Origin of the sequence: Flavobacterium sp. (assembly GCF_029242675.1) — a bacterium.
GTDB lineage: Bacteria > Bacteroidota > Bacteroidia > Flavobacteriales > Flavobacteriaceae > Flavobacterium.
Map to the genome: position 1 here is coordinate 1 of NZ_JAQWTM010000274.1, position 10,928 is coordinate 10,928.

12 protein-coding genes are annotated in these 10,928 nt (G+C 34.0%); 3 read left to right on the top strand and 9 right to left on the bottom strand.

What is annotated here, in order from left to right:
• Nucleotides 1-730: 730 nt before the first annotated feature.
• From P8M54_RS10035 to P8M54_RS10050, 4 genes are all read right to left on the bottom strand, one after another.
• Nucleotides 731-2,872, bottom strand: coding sequence for a polyribonucleotide nucleotidyltransferase (locus P8M54_RS10035; RefSeq protein ID WP_300287689.1), 2,142 nt, complete (start codon nucleotides 2,870-2,872; stop codon nucleotides 731-733).
• A gap of 236 nt (nucleotides 2,873-3,108) precedes the next feature.
• Nucleotides 3,109-3,375, bottom strand: a complete 267-nt coding sequence (rpsO, locus tag P8M54_RS10040; RefSeq protein WP_144889279.1) for a 30S ribosomal protein S15 — start codon at nucleotides 3,373-3,375, stop codon at nucleotides 3,109-3,111.
• A gap of 122 nt (nucleotides 3,376-3,497) precedes the next feature.
• Nucleotides 3,498-4,433, bottom strand: a complete 936-nt coding sequence (locus tag P8M54_RS10045) for an energy transducer TonB (protein WP_300287690.1) — start codon at nucleotides 4,431-4,433, stop codon at nucleotides 3,498-3,500.
• A gap of 28 nt (nucleotides 4,434-4,461) precedes the next feature.
• Nucleotides 4,462-4,917, bottom strand: coding sequence for a GAF domain-containing protein (locus P8M54_RS10050; RefSeq protein ID WP_300287691.1), 456 nt, complete (start codon nucleotides 4,915-4,917; stop codon nucleotides 4,462-4,464).
• 71 nt (nucleotides 4,918-4,988) lie between these two features.
• On the opposite strand from P8M54_RS10050, the gene xrtF reads away from it, so the two are divergent.
• From xrtF to P8M54_RS10065, 3 genes are all read left to right on the top strand, one after another.
• Nucleotides 4,989-5,534, top strand: a complete 546-nt coding sequence (gene xrtF, locus P8M54_RS10055) for an exosortase family protein XrtF (protein ID WP_300287692.1) — start codon at nucleotides 4,989-4,991, stop codon at nucleotides 5,532-5,534.
• A gap of 7 nt (nucleotides 5,535-5,541) precedes the next feature.
• On the top strand, nucleotides 5,542-5,964 hold the full coding sequence (locus P8M54_RS10060) for an exosortase F system-associated protein (protein ID WP_300287693.1): 423 nt from the start codon (nucleotides 5,542-5,544) through the stop codon (nucleotides 5,962-5,964).
• A 431-nt stretch (nucleotides 5,965-6,395) separates the two neighbouring features.
• A complete protein-coding gene (locus P8M54_RS10065; protein WP_300287694.1) occupies nucleotides 6,396-7,079 on the top strand; it encodes a VTT domain-containing protein in 684 nt (227 codons plus the stop codon).
• Nucleotides 7,080-7,161: 82 nt separating this feature from the next.
• Here the strand turns inward: P8M54_RS10065 and groL are convergent, their stop codons facing one another.
• The 5 genes from groL to P8M54_RS10090 all read right to left on the bottom strand — a co-directional run.
• Nucleotides 7,162-8,787, bottom strand: a complete 1,626-nt coding sequence (groL, locus tag P8M54_RS10070; RefSeq protein WP_300287695.1) for a chaperonin GroEL — start codon at nucleotides 8,785-8,787, stop codon at nucleotides 7,162-7,164.
• 84 nt (nucleotides 8,788-8,871) lie between these two features.
• Nucleotides 8,872-9,147, bottom strand: coding sequence for a co-chaperone GroES (locus tag P8M54_RS10075; RefSeq protein ID WP_007137725.1), 276 nt, complete (start codon nucleotides 9,145-9,147; stop codon nucleotides 8,872-8,874).
• Nucleotides 9,148-9,286: 139 nt separating this feature from the next.
• Entirely contained in the window at nucleotides 9,287-9,616 is a 330-nt protein-coding gene (secG, locus tag P8M54_RS10080; protein ID WP_300287697.1) for a preprotein translocase subunit SecG, read from the bottom strand.
• A gap of 3 nt (nucleotides 9,617-9,619) precedes the next feature.
• Nucleotides 9,620-10,459 carry a tetratricopeptide repeat protein gene (locus P8M54_RS10085; RefSeq protein WP_300287699.1) on the bottom strand — a complete coding sequence of 280 codons (840 nt, stop codon included), beginning with the start codon at nucleotides 10,457-10,459 and terminating at the stop codon, nucleotides 9,620-9,622.
• Nucleotides 10,460-10,516: 57 nt separating this feature from the next.
• On the bottom strand, nucleotides 10,517-10,928 hold a 412-nt coding region (locus P8M54_RS10090), incomplete at its 5' end, for an LptE family protein (protein WP_300287698.1).

Consider the following 10,928-nt stretch of genomic DNA (forward strand, 5'->3'; position numbering starts at 1 on the left):
GTACTTGGTTTAAATCCTTGTATTTAGTAGCTGAGTGTTAAGAAATATTCCTCATTTTATATCTATTGAAATGATTGTTTTTTTGAGAACGTCAATCAGAAAGAAAACTAAGTCAGCTCTACTTTGTCATTCCGACAGAGTAGGAATCTCCAGAAGATGCTCAAGTTAGTTTGGATTCTTCCTTGGTCAGAATGACAAATAGTGGAAGATTCTATGTGTTATTTAAACTGAGTAATATTAAGTGTAGGGAGAAAGTGTAATTTATAAAGTTTTTAAAAGTTGTTTTTTTCTAAAAGCGCTAGTCTAAATGATAACTAAGTCAGTTCAATTTTGTCATTCCGACAGAGGAGGAATCTCCACAAGTTGCTCAAGTTAGTTTGGATTCTTCCTTCGTCAGAATGACAAATAGTACTTGGTTTAAATTCTTGTATTTAGTAGCTGAGTGTTAAGAAATATTCCTCATTTTATATCTATTGAAATGATTGTTTTTTTGAGAACGTCAATCAGAAAGAAAACTAAGTCAGCTCAATTTTGTCATTCCGACGAAGGAGGAATCTCCATAAGTTGCTCAATTTAGTTTGGATTCTTCCTTCGTCAGAATGACAAATAGTAGGAGAGTTGTAAACTTGAATCTTCAAATAAGTAGCACGCCTACACAAAACAAAAATCCCGTTTCAAATAAATGAAACGGGACTCTTTATAAATAAACCTTTAGTAAACTAAGATCTGATTACTCTTTTTTCTCCTCACGTGGAGGTCTTGGTAAAAGTGCTTTTCTTGACACTTTTTCTTTTCTAGTTTTTGGGTCCATACCTAAGTATTTCACTTCAAAAACGTCACCCATGTTCACTACATCAGAAACATTTTCTGTGCGGTCCCATGCCAACTCAGATACGTGTAATAAAACTTCGTTTCCTGGAGCTGATGTATATTCTACAACTGCACCAAAATCTAACATTTTGATTACTTTTACTTCGTAAGACTCATTCATTTGAGGTTTGAAAGTGATTGATTTAATTTTAGCTAATACTGCTTCAATTCCAGCAGGATCAGTTCCTAAAATTTCAATAACTCCTTCTTCAGTAATTGGATCTTCATTGATAACAATAGTAGTTCCAGTTGCTTTTTGTAATTCTTGAATCACTTTTCCACCAGGTCCGATCAATGCACCAATGAAAGCATTAGGAATTCTTCTTGTGATAATTTTTGGAGCGTAAGCTTTAACATCTTCTTTTGGAGCTGCTAAAGTTTCGATTAATTTCCCAAGGATATGTAAACGACCGTCACGAGCTTGTGCTAGTGCAGCTTCCATAATCTCATATTTTAATCCATCGATCTTGATGTCCATTTGACAAGCTGTGATACCTACAGATGTTCCGGTTACTTTAAAGTCCATATCTCCCAAGTGGTCTTCATCACCCAAAATATCAGACAATACAGCGTAACGATCGCCATCAGTAATCAATCCCATTGCAATTCCAGAAACTGGACGAATCATTTGAATACCTGCATCCATTAAAGATAATGTACCAGCACAAACTGTAGCCATAGAAGAAGAACCGTTAGACTCTAAAACCTCTGAAACTACACGAATTGTATAAGGACAATCAGCAGGAATCATATTTTTCAAGGCTCTTTGAGCTAAGTTTCCGTGACCTACTTCTCTTCTTGAAGTTCCTCTTAAAGGACGTGCTTCACCAGTTGAGAAAGGAGGGAAGTTGTAGTGTAAGTAGAATTTCTCTTCACCTTGCTCTGAAGGAGAATCAATTTGGTTTGCTTCTCTAGAAGTTCCTAAAGTTGCTGTTGCCAATGCTTGAGTTTCTCCACGAGTAAATAAAGCTGATCCGTGTACAGATGGTAAATAATCTACTTCACACCAGATGTCTCTGATTTCTGTAGTTTTTCTACCGTCTAAACGTGTTCCTAAATCTAGGGTTACGTTACGAACTGCTTCTTTGTTTGTTTTTTTGAAGTATTTAGAAACTAAATCTCCGTTTTCAGCTAATTCTTCTTCAGTAAACAACGCTTTAACTTCGTCTTTAACTTCTTCGAATGCTGCAGTACGCTCTTGCTTAGAAGAACCTTTGCTAGCTATAGCATATATTTTATCATAAGATGCTGCTTTTACTTTTGCGTAAATAGCTTCATCTTCTCTTTCTCCTTCGTAGGTACGAACTTCTTTTTTACCAAAAGCAGCTTGCAAACGCAATTGAGCCGAAATTTGGTTTTTAATGTGTTCGTGAGCAAATTTAATTGCTTCTAACATTTCAGCTTCTGAGATTTCTTTCATCTCTCCTTCTACCATTGCGATAGAATCCATAGAAGCACCAATCATCATATCAATATCTGATAAGGCTAATTGAGCACGGCTTGGGTTGATGATGAATTTTCCGTCGATACGACCAACTCTAGCTTCAGAGATTAATGTTTCGAAAGGAATATCAGAAAGTGCTAATGCTGCTGACGCTGCTAAACCTGCTAATGCATCTGGCATAACATCTTCGTCATAAGACATTAGTTGAATCATAACTTGCACTTCTGCATGATAATCATCTGGGAAAAGTGGACGCAATACACGGTCAACTAGTCTCATTGTTAACACTTCGCTATCACTTGGGCGTGCTTCTCTCTTAAAGAAACCTCCAGGGAAACGTCCTGCTGCAGCAAATTTTTCGCGGTAATCTACCGTTAAAGGTAAAAAGTCAATACCAGGACTTGCTTTTCTTGATGATACAACTGTTCCTAAGATTACAGTTTTACCAATTCTTACTACTACAGATCCATCAGCTTGTTTCGCTAAACGACCTGTCTCGATTGTGATGTTTCTGCCATCACCTAAATCGATACTTTCTACAAATAATTGTGGAATCATAAATTTAATTCTATAAGTTAAACATGGGTTCTAGTTGTGTTGTAGTTGTTGTGTGCGTAGTTAATGCCTAAAACCCAATGAAAAACCAAACTTTTTTTATTCGTTAGTACTTCGTGTGCTAACTTTATGTTGTTTTACTCTCTATAATGCCTTTTTGAAAAGGACTTAATTTATTTAGTAAAAATAGGAACTATAAAAACAAAAAGAGGCACTTACGCACCTCTTTTTTATATTGATTATTTTCTGATATTCAATACTTTGATAATCTCACGATATCTGTTAATCTCTTTCTTTTTCAAGTAATCCAAAAGTGATCTTCTTTTACCTACTAACAATACTAATGAACGCTCTGTATTGTAATCATGACGATTTTTTTTCAAGTGCTCAGTTAAGTGACTGATTCTGAAAGTAAACAAAGCGATTTGCGCTTCAGCTTTTCCAGTGTTAGTTTTTTCTCCGTGTTGTGCGAAGATTTCTTCTTTAATCTCTTTAGTTAAATACATTCCAATATTTGTTTAATGATTTTTATGTATGTCTAGCATCTATTGTTAGACGGGTGCAAAAGTACTTAATAAATTTTAAATTTGAATTATGAATTGAAAATAATTTCAAAACTATGCTTATTTTAATTTCTTCCTGATAAGGTGATTGGTAGCGAATATAAAACTCGTACGTACTGACCTCTTTGTTTTGCAGGGATCCATTTTTCGTAACTTTTAATCACTCTGATAGCTTCTTGGTCTAAAGTTGGATTTAACGATTTTATGGTTTTCGGTTCTACAATTTCACCGTTTTTATCTACGATGAAAGTGGTAAATATTTTTCCATTTACCGATTTATATTCTTTAGGAATCCTAAAGTTGGTTCCAATATGCTTGTAAAAATCGTTGATTCCTCTTATTGGCTCTGGCTTTTTTTCCAGTTCTGTGTAACTGTACTGTTTGCCTTCAGCATCGGTGCTAATTCCTGATACTAGTTCGCCTTCTTTATATTTTTCAATATAGCCACAGTTATTGCCGTAGCTTCCTATCCATTCTCCTTCCTTAAGCCCTTTTTTTATGGAGCCTTTGTCCGAGAATTTTTCTGTTTTTATTTCAAATACTCCATCTCCATCCTTTACGGTCTGCTGACCATCAGGATTCCAGTATTGGTTAATCTGGTAGTTGGAATTAAAACCTTTTTGTGTTTCAAAATGCTCTCCTTCAGATTTCTTCAGACCATTTTCGTACCATTCTTCATAACTTCCACTCAATCGAGACTTTTTATAAAATGATTTATTTTTTACATTTCCATTTTCGTAGTAAAATACAAATTCACCTTCTCTTGAACCACCATCTTTAGTTTTGGAGTATCCTTCCATTTGTAAGGTTCCTGCTTTATAATGATCCTTGATATAATACAAATCAGTAGTTGCATCATAGGATTCTATTACTCGGTAGTATTTGTGATTTGCTTCTGAGGTTTCATTCCATAACGAATCAAGGTATATTTTTTGGTTATTTTCATTTTGCCCCAGCATAATTAAGGGCAATAAATACAGAGCGATTAGAAATGATTTCATGAGATTTAAAATAAATTTAGTGCTTGTACTAATATAACTTAGCAACTTCCTGATTTACAAACTCTAAAAATCGTTCGTCTTCGCTAGTGAAAGGATCAATAACGTGGCTATCAATATCAATTTGCCCTATGTTTTTGCCGTCAACAAATAACGGAACTACAATTTCTGATTTTACCGTAAAGCTGCAGGCAATATAATTGTCTTGAGCTGCTACATCAGGTACGACAAAATTAGCATTGGACTCTGCTACTTGGCCACAAATTCCTTTTCCAAACGGAATCACAGTATGATCTGTTTCAGCGCCTACATAAGGACCTAAGTGTAACGTTTGAGTATCATGATTGGCAAAATAAAACCCAACCCAATTGTAATAGTCTACGTTTGCGTTCAAAAGTTGGCAAATGGCTAATAATTTTTCGTCTCGTGATTTGGTGCTATTTGTTGTTATGGCAGTAACTTCTGGCTTTAATTCTGTAAATGTCATTTTGTTTTGTTTTTATACAAAAGTATTTAAACTCCCTATGATAATTTATATAAATTTGTTAAAAATTAGCTTTGAAACAATATCTCATTCAATACAAACCTTTTTTGTTATTTCTATCAAAGTTTTTTTTGAGCTATATTCTATTGACCTTGCTTTATCAGGCGTATCTTAGTCAGTTTACTACAGATCAAATGGACTCGATTACCTGTTTAGTGGCTAGTCATACGGAACGGTTACTTTCTGTATTTAATATCGATTTTCAAGTCAAATATTATGTAGGTGAAGCCTATCTCAGGCTAATCTATAATCAAAAGTATGTAGCAAGGATGATAGAAGGTTGCAATGCAATTAGCATTGTTATTTTGTTTATTGCATTTGTAGTTTCTTTTTCAGGTAAATTAAAAACTACCCTTTTATTTATTGGATTTGGTGTTTTTGTGATTTATGCTTTAAATATCATTCGGATAGCCTTATTATGTGTTTTGATATTTTGGTATCCAGCGAAAGAGGGTTTACTTCACGGTGTAATATTTCCGTTGTCGATTTATGGTGTCGTTTTTATACTTTGGTTAATTTGGGTTAAAAAATATTCTACTTATGCTAAAAGTAATTCTTAGGAATAAAATGAGATTTTTTTTAGCAGCAGTGCTACTGTTTTTGTTGGTGCTAATCCGTGCCTATGAAAATATTTTGTTTTACGATCCTTTTCTGCTTTATTTCAAAGGAGATTTTAATTCCTTGGAGTATCCTATTTATAATTTAGTACCATTTATTGCTAGTTTAGTGTTCAGGTACGGATTGAATTCGGTTTTGTCAATTGGAATCATTTATCTACTCTTCCAAGATAAATTGATGATTAAGTTTGTGGCTTTTCTCTACGCACTATTTTTTGTTTTCTTATTGATTTCTTTTTTTGTGATTCTATATTGCAATGATTTTTTCAGTAGTTGGTCGCTTTTTTATGTGCGAAGGTTTATAATTCAGCCTATTTTTTTGGTGTTGTTTATTCCAGCATTATACTATCAAAAGGTAACGCGTAAGATTTGATTCTTTATTATATCAAAGCGAAATCAGTTATTACGGAGTAAGTTATTATTGATGTATTAATTAATTTCAAGAAATAGGAAATCGCTATGTTTCTGGGTTGTTTTTGTATTATTAGTAGTAAAAACAGGTATTTACATCCTTCCTATTTTAGTTTTAATTAATCTATTTTTCAGCTTTTTTCACTTCAATAGGGAGAGGAGCTATTTTACTCTCGCAGTTTATTGATAGTTGGTAAAGGGTTGATTTTTAGTGTCTGAAACCAAATCATTCGATAGGTTTTTTGTGGTTTTAGTTTTTAAATAAATAAAGGTTGCTATAGCTATATCTGAGCCTAAAGTTAATTATATTCTAAATTAAATTAATAAATTGTTCCTGAGCTAAATAATACTTACTTTCACGTTCAAATTATTTTTAGATAAAAACATTTTAGAATGAACAATTTTGATTGGAAGAATTTAATAGACCCGCTTTTTTATATACATTTTGATGTAAACGGAATAAAACTGGGGATTTATATTGTCTTATTTATTGTCTTTGCAGAGACGGGTCTTTTTGCTGGATTCTTTTTACCCGGCGATAGTCTTTTATTTCTTGCTGGAATTTACAACCGTGAATTAATTGAAAACTTAGTATTTATAGATAGTGATTTTATTAATGTAGTCTTATTGTCTACAATGGTTGCTGTTTCAGGAATATTAGGGAATATAGTAGGGTATTGGTTTGGGGCAAAAAGTGGGTATTATTTGTATAACAAAGAAGATTCGTTTTGGTTCAAGAAAAAATATTTAGTTCAATCGAAGGATTTCTTTGAAAAGCATGGTGGGAGAGCTATTATTTTTGCTAGATTTTTGCCTATTTTCAGAACTTTTGCACCTATAGTTGCTGGAATTGTAACGATGGAGAAAAAGAAATTCATGTTCTTTAATGTCGTGAGTTCATTCCTTTGGTCATTTACATTGATCTTTGCAGGGCACTATCTTTATGGTTTTTTATTAGAAAATTACGGAATTAATTTAAAGGAGCATATCGAATTGATTGTTCTCGGGTTAGTAGTGCTTACTTTGTCTCCAGTGCTACTTAAGTTTGCTAAAAAACTTCCTACTACAGAAGAATAAATAATTAGTTTTTATAAAACAGTTTCATAAAAAAAAATCCGTCTCGTGAGAGACGGATTTTTAGTATTTGGTAATCTTGATATTACATCATTCCCGGCATACCACCACCCATTGGCATAGCTGAACCTTCTTCTTTAATATCGATTAAAGCACATTCAGTAGTAAGGATCATTCCCGAAACAGATGCTGCATTCTCTAATGCCACACGAGTTACTTTTTTAGGATCAATAATTCCTGCTGCAAGCATATCAACATATTCATTTGTCTTAGCATTGTATCCAAAATCTCCAGATCCTTCGGCTACTTTTGCTACAACTACTGATCCTTCAAGACCTGCATTTTCAACAATAGTACGCAAAGGAGCTTCGATAGCGCGAGAAATAATTTGAATTCCAGTTGCTTCATCAGCGTTCTCAGCAGTGATTTCTTTTAGAGCATTTTTAGCTCTTAATAAAGCAACACCACCACCAGCAACGATACCTTCTTCTACAGCTGCACGAGTTGCGTGTAAAGCATCATCTACTCTATCTTTTTTCTCTTTCATTTCAACTTCTGATGCAGCTCCTACGTATAGAACAGCAACACCACCAGCTAATTTAGCTAAGCGCTCTTGTAATTTTTCTTTGTCATAATCAGAAGTTGTAGCTTCCATTTGACCTTTGATTTGGTTTACACGGTTTTTGATCATTTCCGCTTCACCAGCTCCACTAACTACTGTAGTGTTGTCTTTATCGATAGTTACTTTTTTACAAGTACCTAACATTTCTATTGTTGTGTTCTCTAGAGTATAACCTCTTTCTTCAGAAATTACAGTACCACCAGTTAAAATAGCGATATCTTCTAACATTGCTTTTCTTCTGTCTCCAAAACCAGGTGCTTTTACAGCAGCGATTTTTAAAGCTCCACGAAGTTTGTTTACTACTAATGTGGACAATGCTTCTCCGTCAACATCCTCAGCGATGATCAACAAAGGTTTTCCTGATTGAGCAACCGGCTCAAGAACCGGAAGTAATTCTTTTAAAGAAGAAACTTTTTTGTCATATAATAAGATGTAAGGATTCTCCAACTCAACTTCCATTTTTTCAGAGTTGGTTACAAAGTAAGGAGATAGGTATCCTCTGTCAAATTGCATACCTTCTACAACATCAACGTAAGTATCAGTTCCTTTAGCTTCTTCAACAGTAATTACTCCTTCTTTTCCAACTTTGGCGAAAGCCGTAGCAATTAATTCTCCAATAACCTCGTCATTGTTAGCTGAAATAGAAGCGATTTGTTTGATTTTATCAGAATCAGATCCTACTACTTTGGCTTGCTTTGCTAAGTCACTTACAATAGCTTCAACCGCCTTGTCAATTCCTCTTTTTAAATCCATTGGGTTTGCTCCAGCAGCAACGTTTTTCAAACCTTCTTTTACGATTGCTTGCGCTAAAACAGTTGCAGTTGTAGTTCCGTCTCCTGCTAAATCATTCGTTTTTGAAGCTACTTCTTTTACCATTTGAGCTCCCATGTTTTCCAAAGGATCTTTCAATTCGATTTCTTTTGCAACAGAAACTCCATCTTTAGTAACAGTTGGTCCTCCAAATGATTTTCCAATAATTACGTTACGACCTTTAGGTCCTAAAGTTACTTTTACTGCATTAGCTAATGCGTCAACTCCACGTTTTAATCCGTCGCGAGCTTCAATATCAAATTTTATATCTTTTGCCATTTTAATTTTTTCATTGCGAGGAACGAAGGAATCTCGTCCTCTTTGTTATTTATTTAAACTTAGTTCTTAAACGGGAAACGAAATTTAGATTATCGCAAGAATGTCATCTTCGCGCATGATCAAATAATCTTTTCCTTCTAATTTTAATTCAGTTCCTGCATATTTACCATAAAGTACAGAGTCACCAATTTTAACGGTCATCGTATGCTCTTTAGTTCCATTTCCAACAGCAACAACAGTCCCTTTTTGTGGTTTTTCCTTAGCAGTGTCTGGAATGAAAATTCCTGATGCAGTTTTTGTTTCTGCGGCAACTGGTTCGATAAGAACGCGGTCTGAAAGTGGTTTAATGTTCAATGCCATGATTTTATAATTTTTATTTGTTTTTATGATATTCTTCTTTATTTCAGAAATTATGCCAAGCTGAAATAGGTGACATTTTTACCTATAAAAAAAGCCAGCTTTGACAAGCTGGCATTTTTTTATGATGTAAAATAATAAATTATTTAGCAGGTGTAGTTGCAGCTGGTGCATCTTGTATTGGTGTTGCCGGAGCAGCAGCCTCTGTATTGTCAATGATTTTAGAATCAGTGTCACTTAATGTTCCAGTGAAACTTAAAGTCGATAATAATATAAGTGCAATTAAAATTGTTGCTAGTGTCCAAGTGCTTTTATCTAAAAAGTCAGAGGTTTTTTGTACACCACCTATTTGAGTTGAACCACCTAATGAAGAGGAAAGACCACCACCTTTAGGGTTTTGAACCATTATTACTACCACCAATAGAAAACAAACTATTGTAATTAAAACTAAAAAAATTGAAAATGTGCTCATTGCTTAATTATTGTTTTGTTGTAAAATCTTAATATCCGATATGCGGTCTGCAAAGAAACTACTTTTTTCTGGATATTTCAAAATTAATATTTCATAAGCTTGAATCGCTTTTTGATATTTTTTTTGTTCTAAATATACCTTTGCTAGTGTCTCTGTCATTAACGATGAATTGTCATCTTTGTTTATGTCGAAATAGGCAGGAGATGGTGTTCCGTTTTTTACTGGAGCAATCTTAGGGCTTGTTTCTATAAATTTATTAATTAAAGCTTCTTTTTTCTTCTTAACCTCGTCAATAAGGGTTGTCTTGGGTTCTTCGATTGGCTCTTCTTCCCTGACTATGGGTTGAATTCTAGACAATTGTAACCATTCTTGAAACGAATGCTTTTCGTTTTCTGAAAATGCTATAGGTGTTCCAATATCCAATTTGGCCTCAATAGCGATTTTTTGTTCATTTGCTTCAGCAGGACTCGCTTCTTTAATTGAAGATAATATGGATCTTTCAAGCGTGTTAGGCTCTTTTGAAGCGGTAATTTCTTGACTATCTACTACCGTTATATTCAATAATTCTAATTTCTTTTTTTCGAAAAATGCTTTCTGGATAGCAGTAAAGGATTCAGAGGTGATGAAATCAAATAAAATACTTCTATCAGTAGTGTGAGCGGCGGTTACTTTTAAAGCAAAGTTATATTTAAAACTGTTTTGATTGTAAAGCCCTTTTAAGCGTAAAGCGCGGGCACTTTGAAAATAAGGAAACTCATCCAACACGTTCTCCAACGCCAAAGTTTGCGTTTCAGAAATAGCATTGGGTTTATTCATTAATTGAGTATACTCCGTTACGTTCATATTAGTTGGCGCGTTATTTTTATTCAAGGTGTATTTATTGTTCTATAATATCTAAGATTACCATTTAGCCAAAGACTCGTTAAAGATATCTTGAGTTATTCGGTCAAAAATTTCTTTTAAAGCCGTGTTTAATGAGGCTCCGCTTAACTGAGTCGTTGCAGGATAATCATAGAAAAATTCAAACGATTTTTCGAAATTGTCAGCTTCCTTCTTTTTATTAGTAAAGCGAACATTCACACGAATCTTTAAACGGTTTTGTGAGGCTTGTTGATCAGCAGTTGCTGTCATTGGACTTATGCGATAATCTACAATTTCACCTTCATAGGTTAAATCACCACCGTTTTTAACTAAATTAAGGTTGGTTTGATTTATGATTAAATCCTGTAATTGTAGAGTAAACGTTCTATCGATTCCTGGTTCAACTAAGTCCGCATTGTTTTGGAAAAAATTAACTTGAAAAGTTTTCGCG